Here is a 22,329-nt window from a genome sequence, read left to right as displayed (position 1 = left end):
GTGAGCGGTTCCTTATTTATGTGTAATATATTGACTAATACGGTTTCCGATTGCGGACAGTACTTTTTTACCCGCTGACTGATTTTCGAGCCTGTCCACAAGTACTGCAGCATAGACTGTTTTTCCTTTATGGGTAAATATGGCGCAATCATGCTCTATTCCGGGCAGTTCGCCTGTTTTGCTGGCAACTTTGATTTTTTCCGTTTCTATCGTATTGGCCAGTTTATTTTTAAACTGCTGGTTTTCCAATATATACAGTGCTTTTTCAGTATACTTCCCTGATAGAAGCTTTTGCTCTGCCAAAGCCTTTATGCCATATGCCATATCCCTTGCAGTCGTGGTGTTATCCGTTCCTTTTTTCAGTGCTGCAAAATCCATCATCTTTCTGTTTAATGATGTGTTATTAAATCCTAAAGTTTTGATTAACTGATTGGTTTTCTCCATACCCAGCAGCTCAATGATAAGATTAGTCGCGGTATTATCAGACACGATAATCATAAGTGTCAATAAGTCTGTCACCTTGATCTTCAAATCCCGCGCCATTGCCTGCAATACACCTGATCCGCCGACCCGGGCAGAAGCAGTAACCTCCACTTCATCCTCAAGCTGCAGCAGCCCTTTCTCTGCCTGTAAAAGTCCCGCGAGTAAAATCGGCACCTTTATTAAGCTTGCTGAAGAGAATACAGCATCAGCATCTTTTTCAATGAAGCCATCCTCTGTATGAATATATAAGGCAACGCGGCCTTCACAGCTGCTGGCCAATTTAAGAGTTCCCGCTTTGAGAGTATGAAAGTCCATTTTATTTCGCTGCCACCACTTGAGGCCGGTTATGGTCGCCCGTTACTTTTTCATTATATAAATGGCAGGCCACAAAGTGATCCTTCTCAATCTCCTGCCACTCAGGCTTCATGGAAGCACATGCCTCCATCGCATAAGGGCAGCGTGTGCGGAATACGCAGCCGCTAGGCGGATTCATCGGACTTGGGAGTTCCCCTTCCAAAATGATTCTTTCCCGGTGATCCTCGACATCAGGGTCAGGAATGGGAATAGCAGACAGCAGGGCCTGTGTATAAGGGTGAAGCGGATTTTTATATAAGTTTTCGCTTGTGGTCAGTTCCACTAAATTCCCCAAATACATAACCCCAATTCTGTCGCTGATATGCTTAACCATCGAGAGATCATGGGCGATAAATAAGTAGGTCAGGCCTTTTTTCTTTTGGAGGCCCTTAAGCAGGTTCACCACCTGGGCTTGTACCGATACATCCAGCGCTGAGATTGGCTCGTCTGCAATAATGAATTCCGGATCAAGTGCTAAAGCGCGGGCAATTCCTATCCTTTGCCTCTGTCCGCCGCTGAATTCATGCGGATAGCGGTTGGCATGATCGCGGTTAAGGCCTACATCTTCCAGGAGCTGATAGACCCGCTCCAGCCGCTCTTTCTTATTTGGATATAATCCATGGACCTCCATGGGCTCAGAAATAATTTCCTGGACGGTAGAACGCGGATTTAATGATGCATAGGGATCCTGAAAGATCATCTGCATTTTTTTGTGAAAAGCAAACCTCTCTTTTTCTGTCATGGTATGAACATTTTTTCCGTCATAAAGGACTTCGCCTTCTGTACGGTTATATAAGCCAATAATCGTACGTCCTGCTGTTGATTTTCCGCAGCCGGATTCACCTACAATCCCGAATGTTTCTCCTTTTTTAATATGAAAGGAGACATCATCAACTGCCTTCAGAGTTTGTCCTTTCCCCATTGAAAAATGCTTTTTTAGATTGTTGACCTGCAGAAGTGCTTCATTTGCCATGTTTATTCCCCCGTCTCTTGCCAGTAGCGTCTAGCTGCGCATAGTTCCTTTTCATAAATAGTATCCTTTAAGTCTATTATCTCGATATTTTTACCGGTATTAGGAGAATGAAGCAGCTTTCCATCACCATAATAGATGCCTACATGATGGAGTTTGCCCTTCCCTTCTTCATAAGCAAAAAACAATAAGTCCCCGGGTTCAATGGAATCAAGTTCGACCGGTTTTCCCGCTTCCGCCTGATCATGGGCATCACGGGGAATGATCACTCCATTTGCTTTGCACATTGAATAGCTGAACCCTGAACAGTCATATCCAAAGCTGCTCATGCCGCCCCATAAATAAGGCAGACCCAAGAATTGTTCCCCCGCAGTGATGATATCTTGACCGCTGCCTATGGGTATAGCCTCGATTGATTCAAAGACCTTCACGTCAGCAGATTTTAAATAACCTTCTCCTTCAGGAGTCTGCACCTGGATCCATTCGTTATCTTCTTTTAATACCGGAAGGATAGTTTGATAGCTTAGAACTAGTTTTGGCTCTCTCTCAATAGAATAGAGTGCTGCTTTTTTATTTTGGATGACAGCGGCCTTTCCACTTTTAAACTTCCAGTCTTCATTCTGAGCCAGCTGGACTTTCGGGATCCAGCCGGGGTATCCTCTTTCATCCTTTGATGAAGGCTGGCTAGGGACAGCAATATGTACCCACCCTTCCTTCTCCTCCAGCACAATCACTTCTTCTCCGTATAAAACTTGTGACTGTACCAGATTCCCGTTGCAAAGCTCCAGGCGGGGTTCATAGGTGAGTTTTTCAAGCCACGAATCCAGGTTAACTGGATTCGTGATGGCCTCAAGGTCTATTTCTCTCGGTGAATCGCTTGCTGTCCACAGGGTTGCAGCAGGAACAGAGACAAGCCACTTTTTCTGATTTCCCAAAACGAATTCCTCCTCTTTAAAATTGTCAGGATGTCAATTCCTGCTGGTTCACTGCTAAGGATACATTTCTGATGCCAAGACCCGGTTCAGATGGCAGGGTAATTTTGCGGCCTGAATAACGGATTCCGCCTTCTACAATTTCTTTTGCCATCATCAATGGGGCGTCAAAATCAAAGCGGGTTATATTCTTTTTGCTGGCGGCAAAGTGGGCTGCAGCCGTAATACCAATTTTGGTTTCAATCATGCTGCCAACCATGCATTCCATCCCGCAAACTTCAGCGAGCTGATTAATAATCTGCGCCTGATAAATGCCCCCTGATTTCATCAGCTTGATATTAATCAAATCAGCACTTCGGGTTTTAATGACTTCAAATGCCTGCTTCGGGGAAAAGACACTTTCATCTGCCATAATCGGTGTACCAACTGCATCTGTAACCTGCTTAAGCCCCTCTATATCCCATGCCTTTACCGGCTGTTCCACAAGCTCAATATTCAAGTCCAGTGCTTCCATTTTCCGGATGGCGTAAATAGCATCCTTTGGCTTCCATCCCTGATTGGCATCCAGGCGGATTTTTATCTTTGATCCTACCCGGGTGCGGATTTCCCGTATTCTCTCTATATCTGTTAAAATATCATCCTTGCCGACCTTTACCTTAAGGACATCGAAGCCTTGCTGCACATAGGAAACCGCATCTTCACCCATTTCCTCAGGACCATTGACGCTTACCGTATAATCGGTCTCTACCTCATTTTTATGGCCGCCCAGGAATTGGTAGAGGGGCAGTTTGCATTGCTGTGCAAGACAATCGTACAATGCCATATCCACTGCTGCCTTTGCACTTGAATTTCCTATTAAAGCGGATTGAATCCCCTGGAAAATTTCCTCATAGTTTAGAAGACTCTTATTGACCAGCATAGGCTTTAATACATGATGAATGGCTGACTCTATGCTTGATAGGCTGTCTCCAGTGATCACCACAGTGGGAGGTGCTTCTCCCCACCCCGCTATTCCGTTATCGCATGTTACTTTCACAACAATCGTTTCAGCTGTCTCAACTGTTCTTAAAGCCGTTTTAAATGGTTTTTTCAGTGGTACCGCAGCTCTGAATGTTTCAATTGTGTATATTTTCATCTATACCACCCTTTTACTTAACTCCGCTTTCGATTGTCAGCTTTTTACCGGCTGCATCCAATTCTGCCCTTACGCCTAATGGCACAGAAATATGCGGAGAGCAATGGCCGATATGAAAGCCTTTTACAGCAGGCTTTTTCACCCTTTTGATATACGTATCCAGCACTTCATCCAATTCCAGGGAAAGTTCTCTTTCCGGAACGCAATTATTAAAGTCCCCTATGATAAAGCCGGCCGCATCCGCGAGCTTTCCGGCCATATGCAGCTGGTTTAGCATGCGGTCGACTGCACGGGGCTCTTCGTTGATGTCTTCAATAAGCACAAGTTTATCTTTCGTATCAATTTCAAATGGTGTTCCGATTGTACTGGCCAAAAGTGACAGGTTTCCGCCCGTTAAGATCCCCGTGGCCCTCCCGTCCACCATTGTCTCCAGTTCTGATATTCCTGCAGGATAGTCAAGTGTTACCGGCTCAAATAGCTGCCTGAAATATTGCCGGGATAGCGGATCCGCACCTTCTTTGCCAATATCAGAGGCGAGCATTGGCCCATGGAAGGTAACCAATCCTGTCTGCTGGCGAATGGCGGTGTGCAGGAATGTTATATCACTGTATCCCCAGAAAATTTTCGGGTTTTCTTTAATCAGATTGTAGTCAATCTGAGACGCAATTCTTCCGGTTCCATAACCGCCGCCAGCACAAATGATGGCTCTGACTTCTTTATCCGCAAACATGCTATGTAAATCCGCCAGACGGTCTTCATCCTTCCCGGCCAGGTAACCATATTGATCTTTTACATGCTCGCCCATCTTTACCTTTACACCAAGTTCATCCAAAAAAGACAGTGATCGTTTCAGGTTCTCCTGATTGGGTGGGCTTGCCGGTGCTATAATTCCAATTGCATCACCTTTTTTCAGGCGCTGAGGTTTGATTGCCATGCTGTCACATCCTTTAAGTTTTATTAGCATTATATGCTCCTGCAGCAAAAGCATTGTTTGGGAAATGAAATAATTGTCGAGGATATAAGCTAAGATTCGGGAAAATGTATTATTTTTCGGGAAATAATCTCGAAACGCGCAAGCAGACTTTTACTTTAAAAAAGGGATGTTCACACGAACATCCCTTTTCCTGTCACTTTCACATCAAGCCGAAGAAGCATTACTTCTTATCTGCCCATTTAAGCTCCATGTATCCAACCGGATGGCGGACAATTCCTGAAACAGCATCATTATAGAGATAAACCTGGTTGTAGAAATGGATAGGGATAATCGGCATTTCTTCAAATAAGATTTTTTCTGCTTCATACATCAGTTCGAAACGCTTTGCTTCGTCTGCCTCATTTTTCGCATCTTTGATCAGCTGATCGAACTTTTCATTGCTCCAGCCAGTGCGGTTCATGGAATGACCTGTCTGGAAGTTTTCAAGGAAGTTGATAGGGTCTGCATAGTCAGCAAGGAATGAACTGCGTGATAATTGGAATTTAAGCGCTTTTTGTTCTTCAGAGAATACATTCCACTCCATGTTGGCAAGCTTTACTTCCACACCAAGATTTTCTTTGAACATTTGCTGAAGTGCTTCAGCAATTTTTTTGTGTGTATCATCCGTGCTATAAGTTAAGGTAACTTCCGGAAGCTTATCATATCCTTCTTCCTTCATACCTTTTTCAAGCAATGCCTTCGCTTCTTCCACATTTGTTTTTACAAGATCTCCTGAAGCTTCACGGAAATCTTTTCCTGAAGGGTCAGCAAAACCATAAGAAACAAATCCGTATGCCGGCTTTTCACCATTCTTTGTAACGAAATCAACAATTTGCTGCTGATCCACTGCCATCGCAAATGCTTTACGAATGTTTTGATTCTGGAAAGGCTCCATGTTTACATTAAATCGATAGAAATAATCTCCAGCCTGGTCTTCAACTTTTGCTTCTCCCAGCAGCTGCTCACTCAGCTCAGAAGGCACATCGGATACATCCAGTTCTCCAGACTGGTACATTTGATATTCTGTATTTGTATCATCAATGATGGCCCAATGAATTTTTTCCAGTTTTACAGTCTCAGCATCCCAGTACTGATCATTTTTCTCCATAACAAAGTGGCTGTCATGTTCCCATTCTGTCAGGTTGAAAGGACCGTTGCCCACAAAAGATTCCGCTTCAGCAAACCACTTCGGATTTTCTGTTGCAACTTTTTCGTTAATTGGGAAGAACGCAGGGTTGGTAATTACACTTAAGAAGTAAGCCTGCGCACTAACAAGAGTAACTTCAAAGGTTTTGTCATCAACAGCTTTTACTTTTACATCATCAGGTGATCCTTCCCCATTATTATAAGCTTCTCCGCCTTCAATGAAATAGCCGAGAAAAGCGGCTGAAGATCCTGTATCTGGATTTAAAAGGCGTTTCCATGCAAATTCAAAGTCACCTGCAGTTACAGGGTCGCCATTAGACCATTTTGCGTCTTCACGGATATGAAAGGTATAAGTCTTTCCGTCTTCTGAAACATCCCATTTTTCAGCAATTGCGGCTTCTGGTTCATGATCTTTTCCAAGACGGGTCAAGCCTTCCATCAAGTTGTTCAGTGCAGTCCATGAAACAGAGTCAAAGCCGATTGGAGGGTCAAACGAAGTCGGCTCCTGGCCATTGTTCAAATAAAGGACTTTTTCAGCACTTTCTTCTTCTTTCTTGCCATCATTCTTGCTGTCTGTTTCTTTGCCGGCATTTTCATTTGCCGTACAGGCTGCCATGACAAATAGCAATACACCTGCAAGCAGCAGCGATAAAAACTTTCTCATTCTTTTTCCCCCTCTTAAGATATATTTCTTTATCTACCAGATGCCTGTCTGACAGCTGATAGAGTCATAACTTTCACTGTACCGGGTCCGGCACTGCGAAAGGAAAAACCTATTTTACACTCGCAAGCATTTTCTGTGCCCGTTCATCCTGGAGCCAGCAATCAACATGATGATCACGGCTTAGATGTGTTTTGTAGGGATAAACACGGTCACATACCTCCATTGCGTATCCGCAGCGGGCAGCAAATGGGCACCCAGCCGGGGGAGCGAACAGATCCGGCGGCGATCCGCCGATGGGAATAAGATCGGATCCATCCAGGTCAAGGCGGGGAACGGATTTCAGCAGACCCTTTGTATAGGGATGCTGAGGATTATAGAAAATTTCCCTTCGTTCTCCGGCCTCCACGATTTTCCCTGCATACATGACAGCAATGCGGTCGGCTACTTGAGCGACAACCCCCAGGTCATGGGTTATGATAATGATGGATACTTCGGTTTTCTTCTGGATATCTTTAAACAAATCTAATATTTGCGCTTGAATCGTCACATCTAGTGCAGTGGTGGGCTCATCGGCAATCAGCACTTCCGGCTCACAGACAAGTGCCATGGCAATTACAATTCGCTGCCTCATCCCTCCACTGAATTGGTGCGGATAATGCTTCAATCTTTCGGATGGATTTGGAATTCCAACTAAATTCAGCATCTCTAGGGCCTTTTTGCGGGCATCCTGCCTTGATATGGTTTCATGCTGCATAATTCCTTCTATAATTTGCTCCCCGATGGTAATCGTAGGGTTTAAAGCTGTCATGGGATCCTGAAAGATCATCGAAATGTCAGCACCGCGGATATCCCGCATTTCTGATTCTTTTAGCTTTGTCAGGTCCTTCCCTTTAAAGAGGACAGCGCCATCTGCTATTCTCCCGGGAGGTGATGGAATCAGCCGCATGATGCTCTGGGAGGTCACACTTTTCCCGCAGCCTGATTCACCCACAATAGCAAGGGTTTCTCCCTTGTAGAGATCAAATGATACACCCCTTACAGCCTGGACTTCCCCGCCATAAGTGGTAAATGTGACTTGCAGGTCTTTTACTTCAAGTACTTTCTCCATGCTGCTACCTCCTTAACTTCGGATCGAGGGCATCCTGCAATCCGTCTCCAAGCACATTAAATGAAAACATGGTCAAGGAGATGAAAAAGGCAGGGAAGAACAGGCGCCACCAGTGACCTGACAGAATGGTAGACAGCCCATCACTTGCCATGGAGCCCCAGCTGGCAAAAGGCGGCTGAATGCCTAATCCCAGAAAACTCAGGAACGCCTCTGCAAAGATGGCCGATGGCACTGTTAAAGTCATCTGTACAATGATAGGTCCCATTGTGTTCGGCAGCAGGTTTTTCTTTATAATCCTCGATGTTTTTGTTCCGAACGTCTTTGATGCCAATACAAATTCATAGTTTTTGATCTGCAGAACCTGTCCGCGGACAATCCGGGCCATCCCAATCCAGCCTGTTACGGAAAGGGCGAATATAATGGTGAACAAACCCGGCCCCATTACGACGCTGATTAAAATAACAACCAGCAAATATGGAAGTCCATAAAGTATCTCAACTACCCTCATCATGGCATTATCTGTTCTGCCGCCTTTATAGCCGGCAATACCGCCGTAAATGACCCCGATTGCAAAATCAATCATGGCTGCCACGATTCCAACGAATAAGGAGATCCTGGCTCCATACCATGTTCTTGCAAAAACATCCCGGCCTAACTCATCTGTTCCGAACCAGTATTTTGAAGATGGCGGAAGATTCTGATTGGTCAATGACTGCTGGGATACACTATGCGGAGAAATCATCGGGCCAAATATAGCCATAAAGGCTAAAGCAATAAGAAAGAATAGTCCTGCCATCGCCAGCTTGTTTTTCAAAAGCCGGCGCCACGCATCCTGCCAATAAGAGAGGCTTGGCCTTACAACTGCTTCCGCTTCATTCTCGTCTTTGGCCTTTGGCACAAACCAATCATCCGGAATATCGGGTGCAAGGTTGCGGTTATCATGCTGTTTGCGCAGTTCCATTAGCTCGCCTCCTTTTTATGAAGCTTAATTCTTGGGTCCAGAACCCCGTAGGCAATGTCCACCAAAAACAGCATGATAATCAGTATCGAGCTGTAAAAAACGGTGGTTCCCATTATGACGGGATAATCACGTGTATTGATACTTTCAACGAAATACTTTCCCATTCCGGGAATGGCAAATATTTTTTCAATAACAAAAGTGCCTGTCAAAATGCTCGCTGCCAGCGATCCCATTACAGTTACGACAGGCAGAAGAGCATTTCTGAGTGCGTGTTTAAAAACAATTTTCACCGGTGACAGACCTTTAGCTTTGGCTGTTTTGATGTAATCCTGTGTCAGGACTTCCAGCATGCTTGATCTTGTCAGCCGGGCGATGATCGCCATTGGACCGGTCGCAAGCGCCAGAGTCGGCAGAATCATATGCTTCGGGCTAGACCAGGTAGCCACAGGAAGGATTGCCAGGTTGACAGCAAGCTGCTGAATCAATAGTGTGGCAAGCACAAAGTTTGGAACGGATATTCCCAGAACTGCAATGGTCATCGCTAAATAATCAATAAAGCCATTGTGCCGGAGAGCTGCTATGATTCCGAGGGCAATTCCTGAGAAAACCGCCACGGTCAATGTAACGATTCCCAGTTCAAACGACACCGGAAAGCCCCTTCCGAGCATTTCATTAACCGTCTGGGAGGATTTTTTAATAGATGGCCCGAAGTCAAACGTCACAACCGATTTCAAGTACATCCCATATTGGACATACAAAGGTTCATCCAAATGATAGAATTTCTCCAGGTTCCGCTGGACCGCTTCACTGGTGTTTCTTTCTTCATTAAAAGGCGATCCGGGTACGGAATGCATTAAGAAAAAAGTCAGAGTGATAATGAACCAAAGTGTGACGACCATTGCGATGAGGCGTTTTATTATGTATCCAGTCATTCATTAACACTTCCTAACAGAATGTAGTTCTCATGGCCAGCTCAGTCATCACGAGCATAGCCTGGTATGCTTCAAGAATATCTTTAGCCTGATAGCGGACGATGGTTGTATTTACTTCTATCTCTGCACCAGGCATTAAAGCAGCCCACTCAGCCTGGCCATAATTGGCAAATTCAATTTTCAACACAGGGTTTTCCGGGGGCACGAGCGGTTTGACAAGCTCCCTTTTGCTAAGCGCTTCTGCCGCCTTTTCTCTTAAAAGCTGGCCGGCCTTCGTCGGAGTAAGCGATTTCACCGCTGAACGGGATATCGTCTCTTTGACAACGGCTGTTGTCACATTCGAGATTAATTTCTCTGCTTCCAATGCCGCCTGGTCATCTCCGGCCACCATTAGGACAGGAACGCCATGATAGCCAGCCACATAGGCATTGAAGCCCATTTCTCCGATAGCATGATCATTAATATACATATGCCTTACACCAAAAATCATAGAGTGGGACATTACACCTCTCATGGAAGCACGTGCATGATATCCAACAAACATGGCTCCGCTAAAGCTTGAATCCAGGCCCTGAACCATTGAATATGGCTTAACATCACCAGTAATCAGCTGAGTCTCAGGGTGCATTCTTTCGATCAGCAGATTGTTCATTTTTGAGTGGCTGTCATTGACAATCACCTCACTGCAGCCTTCTTCAAAGGCAGCTGTCACCACATGGTTTGCTTCGTCCGTCATAATTATCCTGCTGCGTTCATAATTGTGCTTCGATGAGCCGACATGAGTATGATCCGCCAGACCCGTAATTCCCTCCATATCAACCGATAAATAAAGCTTCATTTCGAATCCCCCAAAAAATTATATTATTATAGTTTTCTATATTGTAAGTTATTTTCATATTTTCTGTAAATTGAATTTTCATAAAAGCTAAATACAAAAAAATCCAGCTATCGGAGATATTCTCTGATAGCTGGATTTCATCTGCGGAAAACAGAAAAAGCAGCTTTACTTATTCAAAATTTGTGTATATTTTATATGGGCATTTTTAAAGGCAACCATTAGGGCCTTTTGTGAGGAGCCGAAATAGCGGCCTTCAATTTCTTCCATTACCTTGTCTGCTTCGAGTATGGATTTGCCGACAAATAGAGATTTAATAAATAATGAAGTTAAGTTGATAGTAGATGAACATTCAGCATCTACAATTTCATCTGTTTCCCTGTCGATCACAAGACCGATAAAGAAGCCGTTGTATTTTTGCATAATCGGATTGTTCAATGATGTTTTGCTGTCTCCGATGATGTAGACGGTATTTTGTCTGTACATGAACTTGCCTCCTGCAGACCCGGATATTATATGAGGCGTTTATGAGGTTATCATAAACATTCATTATAATGCATGGCCCGTACCAAAATTGTAATACAACAGAGGCTTTATTACAATCACTTTTCAATACTTTTCTAAATATTTTATCAATTAAACCTATCCTTTATATCCCTTTTGGCCTGCAAGTCTCAATGCATACTGCAGCAGGTCCTCCCCGCTCATGAGCTTTTCTCCGCCACCCTGTGCAAATTGAGGATTCCCGCCGCCTTTGCCGTTAATTTTCTGCAAAAGTTCTGCTGAAAGGCTCTTCATATCAGATTCCGAATCTGCTCCCTTGGCACAGACAAATTGAAGTTTATCTGCAGTCTCATTAATTAGGATTACATCGGCATTTTCCGATTGTGAAGCGATTAAGCGCGCCAGTTTCTGCAGCTCCTGAATGGTACGCCCCTTAAAGACTTGGCTGACATACTCTCCTTCTTCTGCTGTGTACAATTCTTTTGCCTCAAAAGCCAAAAGGGTCTCCTTTGCTTCTTCCAGCTGCTTCTCCAGGTCCTTCCCATTTTCAATCAAACGGCTCGCCGCCGAAGGCAGCTCCTTCTCTGGTGCATTTAGGAGCTGGCTAAGATTTCGGGTGATTTCATATTTGGTCTGAAGCTGCGCTAGTATCCTGCTGCCGCAGACAAACTGTACGCGAATTTTCTTTTTTTGGCGCTCCCAGTCCAATATTTTCACACCGGATACCTGGCCGGTTGAAGTCGGATGTGTTCCGCCGCATCCGTTATAATCAAACTCCGGAATGATCACAAGCCGAATATCTTCACTGACAGACAGCTTCTTGCGGAGAGGAAATTCGGAGGCTTCCTCTGCACTTACCCACTTCGATTCAATTGGGCGGTTCTCAAGAATGATGGCATTAGCCAGCCTTTCTGCTTCCTCTGCATGCTCAGCGGGCAGTTCACTGATCTCCAAATCAATGGTTAATGTTTCTCTGCCTAAATGAAAGCTGACTGTTTTATATCCGTAAAGCTCTTCAAATGCAGCTGATAAAATATGCTGGCCGGCATGCTGCTGCATATGATCAAACCGCCGTTTCCAATCGATTTCTCCTGACACTTCTGTTGTGGAGGTGTCCAATTCTCCTTCTAAATAATGCCGGATTTCCCCTTCCACTTCTTCGACATCTACCACTTTTATGTTATTGAGTGCCCCCTCATCATGAGGCTGTCCTCCGCCAGTCGGATAAAAGGCCGTTTCTTTCAGGACGGCATATACTCTTTCCTTTTCGTCTGCTGCCTGATATACAAGTTCTGTTTCAAATGTTTTGATATATGGGTCTTCATAATAAAGTTTTTTCAAAGAGAATCCGCCTTCCTTATGTCTTGTCTAGTTTTAAACTACCTATTATCCAGTTAGAGGTCAAGCCGCTTAGCAGTCAAGGGAGATTTACTAGTAATTTTATCCACGCGGTTTATGTCCGTGAGGAAAAAGGTATGTACACGAATAGATAAACAAAAATTGTTAAGGAGGATGATGAACATGGCAACAAACAAGCATATAGTAGGTGCATATGATACAGAACACGAAGCTATTCAAGCGGTTGAAAAATTAAGAGCAGAAGGATACCGGCCTGAAGATATTTCTGTAATCAGCAAAAATAAAGACGATGTGGAGGCCGTTACAGAAGAAACAGGCACAAAAACAGAAGAAGGATTAGCTGCCGGAGCGGCAACTGGCGGTGTTTTGGGAGGATTAACAGGTCTTCTGGCCGGTGTTGGCGCATTGGCGATCCCCGGAATCGGGCCAATTGTGGCAGCTGGACCAATTGCTGCGACATTAACAGGAGCTGCTGTTGGTGCAGGCGCAGGCGGCATTGCCGGAGCTCTTATTGGAATGGGCATTCCTGAAGAGGAAGCACATCGCTATGAAGCAGATGTCAAATCAGGAAAAATCCTTGTGTTAGTCGATCCTGAAACGAAGTCTGCAGACTTTACTGACGGTTATACAAATGCGGACCGTTCCGTTTTGGATGGTGACCGCACCACTTATACAAATGCTGATCCTTTAAACCCTGGGGAAATTGACCGCGGAACGAATGCATTTAAGGATAACACCAGAAACAGCAGCGGTGTCTGGACAGATGAAAATCTGGATCTAAACCGTCCGCTGAGCGGAAATCCTGAAGAATTGGAAACAGATGACCGGACTGTTTCAGCCTATAACGATGATGTCGATACCCGCTATCGAGATGCATATGATTTTAACAATAGGGATAACCGCAATAACCCTTATAAAGGATAATGGAAAAAGAGCTGCTTCCCCATGTGGGAGCAGCTTTTTTTGTTTATTATAAAAATCGGAAAAGTTCCATATTTTTCATCTTTTTCCTCCTGTTTTTCAAAGTTATACTTAATTGTAATGGAATGGAAAAATAGTAATCTATCGGGGGGAAATGATAGTGAGAAGAGTGTTGCCGGCGCAAGTTATTTCTCATAGTCAATTTGGCTATCGGAAGCTGCCATCAAGTGTCCAGTGCGAGTGCCCAAAATGCAGCAAACCGGGCCATTTTACGATTAAAGCAAATTATAATCATACCAGCAAATCAAGCATTCTTTCCCATGGAAATTGTTCTGCCTGTAAGAAAGAATCCGTCTTTATCATGATTCTTAATGAGGCCGGCCAGTCCAGCGATGAGACAATCCTCTATATCTATGATCCTAACTCTGCGAAGGAGCTCCTGACTCAGCTGGAGAAAATAAAGGAAGTGCCTGGAGATCTGACACGTGCCTACAAGTCAGCTCTAAATGTCAGCTATTCCAGAGATACGGTGGCAACAGCTGTGATGTCAAAGCGGGTCCTTGAGAGCATATTAAAAAACTTCCTCGGTGAAGAGGTCAAAGGGCAAAACCTGTCAAAGCAGTTTGAACAGCTGCCAAACCATGTTGATTTAGCAAAGCCCCTTCAGTCATTAAGCCAGCTGGCGCAGCCTGGCAGTCCCTTTTACGAGATGCTCGATCTTGAAAAGGATATTGATCAGGAAATGGCCGCTCTGCTGATGGAGCTCCTGGAGAGTTTAATAGAGTACTTATTTGTCCTGCCAAATAAAATTGAAATGCTTCAGCAGAAACTAAATCAAAAGCTCCGCTGATCCTATATTAAACCCCCTTATCTCGCTGATTAAGGGGGTTCATTTTTACTCTTAATTATTCAACTGTCTTCTGATCTGATCTTCCGCCTGCTTGCGTATTTCATCCTCGCAGGCTTCTTTATTTGTAATGATATTTGTTTGATATTTTAACCCTTCATAGTCAACCGTTACTGTAATTTCTTTCATTTTTCCTGATCCTTTCGTGATGGTTTACTTTATAAATACCAACAAAAGGGCATTTTAAAACTTCTCTAGCCTGTTTTCATCCGCTCTTCGAAGATATGAACAAGCCTTTCTTTCATTTCCTCTTCTGTTACAGCCAGGCTGTGGCTGGCCATTTTTGTTTTAAGGATAAGTTCATAGCCTTCATTTACTTCCTGAGAATAGCCATAGTATTTGTGATTTAAATCTATCTTTTTAAAATGGAAGGATTTTAGTTTTTTCCATGGAACAAACCTGCTTCCGCTTATAAAGCCATCATCATATACCGCAAATACATTCAGGAGATCTTTGGCGTTCATTAAAGGGATAAACATTAGATAGAGATAGGTCCAGCTGAATTCCATAATATATTTACCGAATATAAACATTGCGCTTAGAAATACCAGCATGACAGCATACATAGTAAGCCCGAGTTTGTTCTTGGTGATCACAGGGCTATCCGATGTTTTTTGGGGGAATTTCCTGACGGCTTTCAGATCATCTTTTACTGAAGGAAAAAGGGCAGCTTTCTTCATTTTGGTTATAAGTACTATGTAGTGATAGCTGAAATAGATCATAAATAAAAGAAAAACGACCTCGAATAGCAGTTTCATCACACCCGCCTCCTTATTCATCATTACGATTCTGCATTGAATAAAGTTTCATCACTACAAAAATTTATGATTGTGCAATCAAACTAATTTGAATATAATCTAATTAGATGGATATCTAATTATTTTTTCGTTATCTAATTAGATAATTATCAAATCATATTACACTGAGGTACGTTAACATGACTAATTGGACTGTATGGAAAAGGGAGAAAAATTATCAAAAGCTCTTCTGGGCTGGTGTCATTAATGGAATTGGCAATCGATTTACTCAAGTGGCGCTGCTTGCACTGCTCTACCAAGTAACAGGTTCCGGTGTGGCAATCGGAATTTTATTCGCTGTCCGCATGGCACCATTTTTCTTCATTGCTCCAATAGGAGGCATGCTCGCAGACCGTTTTTCCAAAAAAGCTATTCTGGTGACAGTGGACTTGCTGAGGGTGCCGGCGGTCCTCTGCCTTCTTTACGTAAGGGAACCAGGGGACCTATGGATTGTTTTTACAAGTGCGTTCCTGATATCTATGGGCGAAGCCATCTATTCACCAGCCAGGATATCTGCAATACCTGCCCTTGTAAAATCCGATCGGCTTATATATGTAAATGCGATTGAGCAGGTTATGGTTGGGGCAGTTCTCATTTTGGGATCAAGCACCGGCGGACTGCTCTCCTACTATCTGGGGAACCATGCTGCTTTTATGATTAACGGTCTTACCTTCCTGTTATCAGCGTATCTAATCTCGAGGATGGTTTTCCCGCCAGTTTCCGAGGATAATAGGAGAAAAACGGGTACACCGGCTGCCGTATCACCATGGAAGCTAATTCTTGGCTCTTCGGCACTGATTGCCTTTTTTATTATGATGCTGACAATGCCGCTCGCCAATGGCATAGACAATATTCTAGTCAGTATATATGGACTGGAAGTATTTGATATGGGTGAGCTGGGTGTTGGGTTTATGTATGGCGCATTGGGGATTGGCCTTATTCTAAGCTCCTTTTTCTCTCATATGATAAAGCGCCGCCTTCTGGCACTTGCGTTCATCTTTATCGCCATAGAAGGCACCGGTCATGTTTTACTTAGCGTTGCGCCCAGCTTTTACTCAGCTCTTTTCACTGTCGTACTGATCACCTTTGCGGGCGGAATCGGCAATATCTGCCTGGATACTGTTATGATGAAGTTCTTACCCCGATCCAGGCAGGGAACATTTTTCGGTCTAATGCAGATGATCTCAAACCTTTCCCTGGCAGTCTCCATGGGTACGGCAGGATTCCTGCTGGAGATCTTTCCTCCAAGGACCCTTAGCCTGATCGTTGGCCTGGCCTATCTTATTTTTGCTGTTATGTATGCCCTATTATTTGCAAGAGTGGATCTTATAAAAGAAAAAAGGGAATTTAGCAGAGGAATTTAGTTGAAAAAGCAGAAAAGCCCTGCAGGCATTCAACTGTCCTGCAGGGCTTCCTTTTAGTTTTCTTCGATTTCTCTGCGGTTTTTCTTAAACATTTTAGATAATACTTCGTACACGATTGGCACAATGATCAGGGTCAATAGCGTCGAACTTGTAAGACCGCCAATAACGGTAATCGCAAGCCCTTTGGAGATAAGTCCTCCGCCGCCGGAGCCAATGGCCAATGGAATTAATGCTCCAATTGTCGCAATGGCTGTCATAAGAATAGGGCGAAGTCTTGTTGCTCCCGCTTCGAGTACCGCTTCCCTCATGACCAGACCGTCACGCTCCATATGGATGATCCGGTCCACCAGAACGATGGCATTGGTTACGACGATACCAATCAGCATTAATAATCCCATCATAACTGATACAGATATGGTTTCTCCAGCCATTAATAAGCCAACGAATGAGCCTATCACGGCAAATGGAAGGGAGAAGAGAATCGCAAATGGCGCCACTCCTTCACGGAATGTAACCACCAAAATGAAGTACACAATCGCGATAGCCGCAAGCATTGCAGCACCAAGCTGTGTGAATGTCTCAGTCATATCTGCCTGAACGCCGGCAACTCCAACTGTTACTCCCTTAGGCAAATCTAAACCATCAATCGCTTCATCTGTTTTAGAAGTAGCTTTTGAGATGTCATCGCTTTTCACTGTAGCTGACACGGTCGCGAAGTACTCGCCTTTACTGCGGGCAAGCGTATTATGCGTTGTACCTTCTTTCACTGTGACAAGCTCGGAAAGAGGCATCGTTGTACCCATGGCTGTCGGCACCTGTGTTGCCAGGATATCATCAATGGATTTCGGCTGTTCGGCCTGCTCCTGCTGGACAATGACTTCAAGCGTCTCCCCGTCTTTTTCAATTGTTGTCAGGATATCCTTGGTGTTTGACGGATTCAGCATCATGACAATTTGTCCGGCTGTCAGACCGTATTGAAGCAGTTCATCCTGCTCCACATTGAAGGTATATTCAACAAATGCATCTTCTGCACTTGAAGAAACATCCTCTAATTCCTTAATTTCCTTCATTTCATCTTCTACCATTTTGACTGATTCATTCAGTTTATCTAAATCTTCACTGTAGAATGTGTAGCTGACTTCATTGGTTGAGCCGGACATAGAAGAGAAGTTCTGGCTCTTCCATTCACCTGATTGTCCGATATTAAACACATAGTCTTCTATTTCTTCACGGACTTCAGGGAAATTATCCATTTCCGGGTCAAAGATCAGGTACATTAAGGCACCGCCTGCTCCACCGCCCATCATGGCAGCCATCTGATCCGCTTCTTCGGTTACAGATATTTGAACGATGTCAATATCTTTACGCTTTAGCATCTCTTCTTCTACTGCTTCAACATTCTTTAATGTTTCATCTTTAAGCTCTCCAGCTTCAGGCGTGTATGTCAGATACATCACTTTCTCTTCTTCACTGCCCATGAAGCTGAATCCGATCATTGGTGTCAGTGCTATGCTTCCCGCCAGCAATACTACCGCAATGATGGAAGTAATAATCTTATGATTAAGGGATTTCTCAAGAATGCCTTTATACCATTTTGACAGCCTTCCAGCTTCTTTATGGCCGCCTTCCGTTTTTTCACTGTACAGTTTCTTTTTGAACAAGAAGTGAGACAGCGCTGGAACGATGGTAATTGCTACAAGGAGTGAAGCACCAAGCGCGAACGTCATCGTCAAAGCAAATGGCATAAACAGCTCGCCGACCATGCCCCCTACAAAGATGAGCGGTGCAAATACAGCAACCGTTACTAATGTCGAGGAAAGAATTGGCTTGAACATTTCAATCGTTGCTTCACGGATAAGTGCCCGCCCTGTCAGTTTTTCTTCTTTTAAATGCAAACGGCGGTAAATATTTTCGACTACAACGATAGAGTCATCAATTACACGGCCGATGGCAACCGTAATGGCTCCAAGCGTCATTATATTCAAGGTAATATTCATCCAGTTCAGCAGCAGCAAAGCCATGAAAATGGAAACTGGAATGGATACAATTGAGATGATTGTAGATTTGAAATCACGCAGGAACAGCAAAATAATTAAGACTGCGATCAGTCCGCCGAACACTGCCTTTTCAATCATCGTTGATACAGATTCTTCAATTGGCTCACCCTGGTCAAGAGAAACATCTATGACAAGGCCTTCGATCTTTTCTTGTTCTTCCTTGATTAAATCCTTTACATCGTTGACTACTTCAACCGTGTTTGCCTGCTGTTCTTTAACAATTTGAATCGCAATGGCATCATTTCCGTTTGTACGGGAAACCGATTGTACTCTTCCGACAGTGTCAATTTCAGCAATGTCACTCAGCTTAACAAAAGGTGACTGGTTTTGTGCGGAAGGCGTTACCGGAATGAGCATGTTCTTTAATTCATCCTCAGTCATGAACTTGCCGTCTACTGCAACAGCCTGTTCACCTTCCTCAAATTCGTAAAGCCCCAATGAAACGGCCATGTTGCTTGCCTGGATCATTTCCTTTACTTTATCTTCCGTCAGCTCAAGCTCTGCCAATTTTTCTTCGTTGTAGGTGAGCTGTACTTCTTCCACATGCTGACCAGTAATGGTCGCTGATGCTACTCCATCAATTTTTTCAATTTTTGGGAGTATGATATCTTCTACAGTCGAGGTTAACTCAACAATATCCTCTGATTTACTGCTTACACTCAGTGCCGCAACCGGCATCATATTCATGCTGATGGCAGTAATGGAAGGTTCCTGTGCTTCTTCCGGCAGCTCCACTGCATCGAGTGCTGATTGGAGAGCCCGTTTGGCTTCGTCCATATCAATACCATAGTCATATTCCACTTGGATATTTGACATGTTAGAATATGAATTTGAGTAAACCGATTTTACATTTTCAAGCCCTTCTACGGCCTTTTCAATTGGGATGGACACATCTTCCATCACTTTTTCAGGAGTCGCACCCGGGTATACATCCATTACCATTAAGTAAGGGATTGAGACATCCGGAATGGTCTCCATATTCATCCGTGTACCTGAATAAATGCCAGATACCGTGATAATAATTGTTAACAGCCAGACTGCAAGTTTATTCTGCAGGACAAAATTCACTAAACCTTTCACTTGTGCACCTACCCTAAATTGACTTATTAGACTCAATTACATATAATAATGACCGGGTGGTCATTTGTCAATCATAAAGGAGTGACATTCATACATGAGCAAAAAGCAATTAATTATGGAAAGCGCTTTAGAACTCTTTGCCAAGCAAGGGTTTGAAGCTACCTCTGTTCAGCAGATCACCGTTCACTCCGGTATTTCCAAAGGAGCTTTCTACTTATCATTTAAATCAAAAGATGAGTTGATCATGGCTTTGATCGATCAGTTTATGGATCAGTTTATCTCAGATATTGACCGAATAGTCAAGGACCCGAATAATACGGGCGAAGAGCTTTTGAGGAAGTTCTTTTACACCACTTTCCACTCCTTTCAAAAGCATTCTGACTTCGCAAAGGTTTTTATTAAAGAACAGGCGCATAGCTTTAATGAAGAACTGATATCAAAAGGGCGCCACTTTGATCAATTAATTGATGATATCACCTTATCAATGTTGGATCAGCTATATGGTGAGGCTGTCCAGCATACTAAATATGATTTAATTTATTGCATTAAAGGCTTCATGCATGTATACTCTCATATTTTCCTATTTTTCAATGTGCCCTTGGATTTGGACCTTTTATGCCGGTCACTTGCGGAAAAAACGGACCTCCTGGCTAAGCACTCGGCCATTCCGTTTATAACGGACGAGCTCTACGACACGTTCAGGAAGGCTGGGCATGAAGAAATGACAGATGGGCAAATGATTGAAATCATAGAGCAGAAAATCGAGGAATTAGATGAATCGATTGAGAAGGAATCTCTTGTCCTTCTTAAGCAGGATGTCTTGGAATCGAGCCTGCGGCCTGCCATTGTAAAAGGATTGATCTCAAATATCCAAGGCAGCCCTGATTTAAATTGGATTGCTCATTTGCTTCAGAATTATTATATAAAAGGCGGATTGCTATAAGCATCCGCCTCTTTATTTTTAAGAGCCTTAAATTGAGACTATTGAAGTGGAAGGTGCGAGATCCTCGAAAATGCACGCGCACTCTCTTCGTGCGTGCGGTGAGTATTCAAGGAAGCTTATTCATGTCCTACGGGAGTAGCGGGAGAGAAAAACAACAACTTTTTTTAGAAAATGCTGCTATTAGCAACCGGCATCATCTTTTATATACGTGTTTATCACTATGCTGCTGCAGAGAAAGCAGAAACATACTAAACTGCAGGCAATGATGTGAAAGGAGCCCCTTATGGGAAAAATAATATAATGCAGATAGAAAAAACCTGATGAGAAAATTTCCCACCAGGTTTTTTCAGTTCAGATCTAAGTTTTCTAACCATACATTTAAATCCACACTATCTTTCGCTGATCAGCTAGTTTAACCTAATTTTTTTATCTTATAAATGATAATCAGCAATATGAACCAAACTGGAGTCACAAACAAGGCCACACGTGTATCTTCCGCAAGTGCAAGCACTACAAGGACGAATGCCAGGAAAGCCAGGATTAAGTAGTTCGAAAAGGGATAAAGAGGCAATTTAAATTTATTCACTTTGGCTAGATCGGGCCTTTTTTTGCGGTATTTCAAATGAGAAATGACTGTAATACCCCAAATATAGATGAAACACACTGTAGAAATACTTGTAATCAGGGTAAATACACCTTCTGGCATTATATAGTTCAGAATAACAGCAATTAAAATAATCACAGTTGAAAAGAACAGCGCATTTGAAGGTACTTTACGTCGATTAAGCTTTGCTAAAGATTCAGGTGCATTCTTATCTTTGGCAAGTGAGTACATCATCCTGCTTGTACTAAAGATGGCACTATTACAAGCCGAAGCAGCTGAAGTCAGCACGACAAAATTAATAATACCAGCAGCTGCAGCAATTCCTGCCGCCGCAAAGACCTGGACGAATGGACTTTCCGCAGGTTTGATTGCACTCCACGGATAAATACTCATAATAACGAAAAGGGCGCCAATATAGAAAATAATGATTCGTATAGGGATATTATTAATCGCTTTTGGAATGACCTTTTCCGGGTCTTCTGTTTCGCCTGCTGTAAGTCCTACAAGTTCAATTCCAACAAATGCAAACATTACCATCTGAAAGGAGAGTATAAAACCATTCATGCCATTTGGAAACATTCCGCCGTGGCTCCACAAATTCGTAAAACTGGATTGGCCCGAATTGGTTGAAAAGCCTTTAAAAATCATGAATATACCGATAACAATTAATGCCAGAATAGCGATGATCTTGATTAATGCAAACCAGAATTCCATTTCACCAAAAATTTTGACGGTGGCCAGGTTCATAAACAACAAAATAATCAGTGCAATTAATCCTGGCATCCACTGCGGCACATCTGGAAACCAGTACTGAGTATAGAGGCCAACTGCGGTTAAATCCGCCATTGCGATTGAAATCCAGCAAAACCAGTAGGTCCACCCAGTAATAAATGCTGGCATATCACCTAAATAATCCTGCACAAAGTCGACAAAGGAATGATATTTCAAATTTGATAGCAATAATTCTCCGAGTGACCGCATGATTAAAAAGCAAACAAGCCCTGTAAGGACGTATGCAAATAAAATCGATGGCCCTGCTAAATGGATGGACTTCCCTGCTCCCAGAAATAAACCTGTTCCAATGGCGCCACCAATAGCGATTAGCTGGACGTGTCTATTTTTTAGACCTCTTTCTAATTTTTCTTCCTGCATATGATGTCTCACTCCCAAATGATCCAATAACCTAAAAATGTAAAAGTCCTGGTGCTAAACGGCCTGTTTAGTCTTCCCCAAAACACATCCGCAATTTTTTATTTAGAGTTCATAATAATCAACAAAAATATTGATGTCAATTTTAGAT

20 protein-coding genes are annotated in these 22,329 nt (G+C 43.3%); 4 read left to right on the top strand and 16 right to left on the bottom strand.

The genetic code is table 11. The features are described 5' to 3' along the window. Window positions 1-12: 12 nt before the first annotated feature. From AC6CHU_RS18570 to AC6CHU_RS18515, 12 genes are all read right to left on the bottom strand, one after another. Entirely contained in the window at window positions 13-798 is a 786-nt protein-coding gene (locus AC6CHU_RS18570) for a serine hydrolase (RefSeq protein ID WP_498122580.1), read from the bottom strand. A 1-nt stretch (window position 799) separates the two neighbouring features. After that, window positions 800-1,810 carry an ABC transporter ATP-binding protein gene (locus tag AC6CHU_RS18565; RefSeq protein ID WP_498122579.1) on the bottom strand — a complete coding sequence of 337 codons (1,011 nt, stop codon included), beginning with the start codon at window positions 1,808-1,810 and terminating at the stop codon, window positions 800-802. Between the two features lie 2 nt (window positions 1,811-1,812). Beyond that, complete coding sequence (locus AC6CHU_RS18560) at window positions 1,813-2,742, bottom strand: C40 family peptidase (RefSeq protein ID WP_498122578.1); 930 nt, start codon at window positions 2,740-2,742, stop codon at window positions 1,813-1,815. A 25-nt stretch (window positions 2,743-2,767) separates the two neighbouring features. Beyond that, window positions 2,768-3,874 carry a dipeptide epimerase gene (locus AC6CHU_RS18555; protein ID WP_498122577.1) on the bottom strand — a complete coding sequence of 369 codons (1,107 nt, stop codon included), beginning with the start codon at window positions 3,872-3,874 and terminating at the stop codon, window positions 2,768-2,770. Between the two features lie 13 nt (window positions 3,875-3,887). Next, window positions 3,888-4,808 (bottom strand): LD-carboxypeptidase, encoded by a 921-nt coding sequence (locus AC6CHU_RS18550; RefSeq protein ID WP_159871729.1) that lies wholly within the window; start codon window positions 4,806-4,808, stop codon window positions 3,888-3,890. A gap of 220 nt (window positions 4,809-5,028) precedes the next feature. Next, complete coding sequence (locus tag AC6CHU_RS18545; RefSeq protein ID WP_498122576.1) at window positions 5,029-6,657, bottom strand: peptide ABC transporter substrate-binding protein; 1,629 nt, start codon at window positions 6,655-6,657, stop codon at window positions 5,029-5,031. Between the two features lie 109 nt (window positions 6,658-6,766). Then, complete coding sequence (locus tag AC6CHU_RS18540) at window positions 6,767-7,765, bottom strand: ABC transporter ATP-binding protein (protein WP_498122575.1); 999 nt, start codon at window positions 7,763-7,765, stop codon at window positions 6,767-6,769. Window positions 7,766-7,769: 4 nt separating this feature from the next. Further along, on the bottom strand, window positions 7,770-8,726 hold the full coding sequence (locus AC6CHU_RS18535) for an ABC transporter permease (RefSeq protein ID WP_159871738.1): 957 nt from the start codon (window positions 8,724-8,726) through the stop codon (window positions 7,770-7,772). Further along, on the bottom strand, window positions 8,726-9,658 hold the full coding sequence (locus tag AC6CHU_RS18530) for an ABC transporter permease (protein ID WP_159871741.1): 933 nt from the start codon (window positions 9,656-9,658) through the stop codon (window positions 8,726-8,728). Before AC6CHU_RS18530 ends, AC6CHU_RS18535 begins: the two co-directional genes overlap by 1 nt. A gap of 13 nt (window positions 9,659-9,671) precedes the next feature. Further along, the gene (dppA, locus tag AC6CHU_RS18525; RefSeq protein WP_498122574.1) at window positions 9,672-10,496 is read right to left on the bottom strand and encodes a D-aminopeptidase DppA; all 825 of its coding nucleotides are present in this window, start codon (window positions 10,494-10,496) and stop codon (window positions 9,672-9,674) included. A 165-nt stretch (window positions 10,497-10,661) separates the two neighbouring features. After that, entirely contained in the window at window positions 10,662-10,979 is a 318-nt protein-coding gene (locus tag AC6CHU_RS18520; RefSeq protein WP_159871747.1) for a DUF3870 domain-containing protein, read from the bottom strand. 156 nt (window positions 10,980-11,135) lie between these two features. Continuing rightward, window positions 11,136-12,338, bottom strand: a complete 1,203-nt coding sequence (locus AC6CHU_RS18515; RefSeq protein ID WP_498122573.1) for an alanyl-tRNA editing protein — start codon at window positions 12,336-12,338, stop codon at window positions 11,136-11,138. A gap of 180 nt (window positions 12,339-12,518) precedes the next feature. On the opposite strand from AC6CHU_RS18515, the gene AC6CHU_RS18510 reads away from it, so the two are divergent. Both AC6CHU_RS18510 and AC6CHU_RS18505 read left to right on the top strand, forming a co-directional pair. Continuing rightward, window positions 12,519-13,280, top strand: a complete 762-nt coding sequence (locus tag AC6CHU_RS18510; protein WP_159871753.1) for a general stress protein — start codon at window positions 12,519-12,521, stop codon at window positions 13,278-13,280. Window positions 13,281-13,431: 151 nt separating this feature from the next. Next, window positions 13,432-14,127 carry a hypothetical protein gene (locus AC6CHU_RS18505; protein ID WP_251284289.1) on the top strand — a complete coding sequence of 232 codons (696 nt, stop codon included), beginning with the start codon at window positions 13,432-13,434 and terminating at the stop codon, window positions 14,125-14,127. A gap of 51 nt (window positions 14,128-14,178) precedes the next feature. Here AC6CHU_RS18505 and AC6CHU_RS18500 read toward each other — a convergent pair whose 3' ends face one another. Further along, window positions 14,179-14,313, bottom strand: a complete 135-nt coding sequence (locus AC6CHU_RS18500) for a BA3454 family stress response protein (protein ID WP_159871406.1) — start codon at window positions 14,311-14,313, stop codon at window positions 14,179-14,181. A 65-nt stretch (window positions 14,314-14,378) separates the two neighbouring features. Next, window positions 14,379-14,942 carry a hypothetical protein gene (locus AC6CHU_RS18495; RefSeq protein WP_498122572.1) on the bottom strand — a complete coding sequence of 188 codons (564 nt, stop codon included), beginning with the start codon at window positions 14,940-14,942 and terminating at the stop codon, window positions 14,379-14,381. Window positions 14,943-15,121: 179 nt separating this feature from the next. On the opposite strand from AC6CHU_RS18495, the gene AC6CHU_RS18490 reads away from it, so the two are divergent. Further along, entirely contained in the window at window positions 15,122-16,345 is a 1,224-nt protein-coding gene (locus AC6CHU_RS18490; RefSeq protein ID WP_498122571.1) for an MFS transporter, read from the top strand. 53 nt (window positions 16,346-16,398) lie between these two features. Here the strand turns inward: AC6CHU_RS18490 and AC6CHU_RS18485 are convergent, their stop codons facing one another. Beyond that, the gene (locus AC6CHU_RS18485) at window positions 16,399-19,482 is read right to left on the bottom strand and encodes an efflux RND transporter permease subunit (RefSeq protein ID WP_498122570.1); all 3,084 of its coding nucleotides are present in this window, start codon (window positions 19,480-19,482) and stop codon (window positions 16,399-16,401) included. 94 nt (window positions 19,483-19,576) lie between these two features. On the opposite strand from AC6CHU_RS18485, the gene AC6CHU_RS18480 reads away from it, so the two are divergent. Then, window positions 19,577-20,425, top strand: a complete 849-nt coding sequence (locus AC6CHU_RS18480; protein WP_159871395.1) for a TetR/AcrR family transcriptional regulator — start codon at window positions 19,577-19,579, stop codon at window positions 20,423-20,425. Between the two features lie 412 nt (window positions 20,426-20,837). On the opposite strand, the gene AC6CHU_RS18475 is transcribed toward AC6CHU_RS18480, so the two are convergent. Continuing rightward, the gene (locus tag AC6CHU_RS18475; RefSeq protein WP_251284285.1) at window positions 20,838-22,181 is read right to left on the bottom strand and encodes an amino acid permease; all 1,344 of its coding nucleotides are present in this window, start codon (window positions 22,179-22,181) and stop codon (window positions 20,838-20,840) included. Window positions 22,182-22,329: the final 148 nt, after the last annotated feature.

The sequence above is a fragment of the Cytobacillus sp. GQ23 genome, assembly GCF_059758675.1.
Note: the sequence above shows the minus strand (reverse complement) of the source record. Positions and strands in the feature narration are given on the sequence as shown.

What these genes read in the sequence shown, in the direction of transcription:
- AC6CHU_RS18475 (WP_251284285.1), bottom strand. Translation starts at nt 22,181, where the DNA reads ATGCAGGAAGAAAAATTAGAAAGAGGTCTAAAAAATAGACACGTCCAG.
- AC6CHU_RS18510 (WP_159871753.1), top strand. Translation starts at nt 12,519, where the DNA reads ATGGCAACAAACAAGCATATAGTAGGTGCATATGATACAGAACACGAA.
- AC6CHU_RS18495 (WP_498122572.1), bottom strand. Translation starts at nt 14,942, where the DNA reads ATGAAACTGCTATTCGAGGTCGTTTTTCTTTTATTTATGATCTATTTC.
- dppA (WP_498122574.1), bottom strand. Translation starts at nt 10,496, where the DNA reads ATGAAGCTTTATTTATCGGTTGATATGGAGGGAATTACGGGTCTGGCG.
- AC6CHU_RS18570 (WP_498122580.1), bottom strand. Translation starts at nt 798, where the DNA reads ATGGACTTTCATACTCTCAAAGCGGGAACTCTTAAATTGGCCAGCAGC.
- AC6CHU_RS18490 (WP_498122571.1), top strand. Translation starts at nt 15,122, where the DNA reads ATGACTAATTGGACTGTATGGAAAAGGGAGAAAAATTATCAAAAGCTC.
- AC6CHU_RS18520 (WP_159871747.1), bottom strand. Translation starts at nt 10,979, where the DNA reads ATGTACAGACAAAATACCGTCTACATCATCGGAGACAGCAAAACATCA.
- AC6CHU_RS18480 (WP_159871395.1), top strand. Translation starts at nt 19,577, where the DNA reads ATGAGCAAAAAGCAATTAATTATGGAAAGCGCTTTAGAACTCTTTGCC.
- AC6CHU_RS18535 (WP_159871738.1), bottom strand. Translation starts at nt 8,726, where the DNA reads ATGGAACTGCGCAAACAGCATGATAACCGCAACCTTGCACCCGATATT.
- AC6CHU_RS18550 (WP_159871729.1), bottom strand. Translation starts at nt 4,808, where the DNA reads ATGGCAATCAAACCTCAGCGCCTGAAAAAAGGTGATGCAATTGGAATT.
- AC6CHU_RS18505 (WP_251284289.1), top strand. Translation starts at nt 13,432, where the DNA reads ATGATAGTGAGAAGAGTGTTGCCGGCGCAAGTTATTTCTCATAGTCAA.
- AC6CHU_RS18500 (WP_159871406.1), bottom strand. Translation starts at nt 14,313, where the DNA reads ATGAAAGAAATTACAGTAACGGTTGACTATGAAGGGTTAAAATATCAA.
- AC6CHU_RS18540 (WP_498122575.1), bottom strand. Translation starts at nt 7,765, where the DNA reads ATGGAGAAAGTACTTGAAGTAAAAGACCTGCAAGTCACATTTACCACT.
- AC6CHU_RS18555 (WP_498122577.1), bottom strand. Translation starts at nt 3,874, where the DNA reads ATGAAAATATACACAATTGAAACATTCAGAGCTGCGGTACCACTGAAA.
- AC6CHU_RS18565 (WP_498122579.1), bottom strand. Translation starts at nt 1,810, where the DNA reads ATGGCAAATGAAGCACTTCTGCAGGTCAACAATCTAAAAAAGCATTTT.
- AC6CHU_RS18530 (WP_159871741.1), bottom strand. Translation starts at nt 9,658, where the DNA reads ATGACTGGATACATAATAAAACGCCTCATCGCAATGGTCGTCACACTT.
- AC6CHU_RS18545 (WP_498122576.1), bottom strand. Translation starts at nt 6,657, where the DNA reads ATGAGAAAGTTTTTATCGCTGCTGCTTGCAGGTGTATTGCTATTTGTC.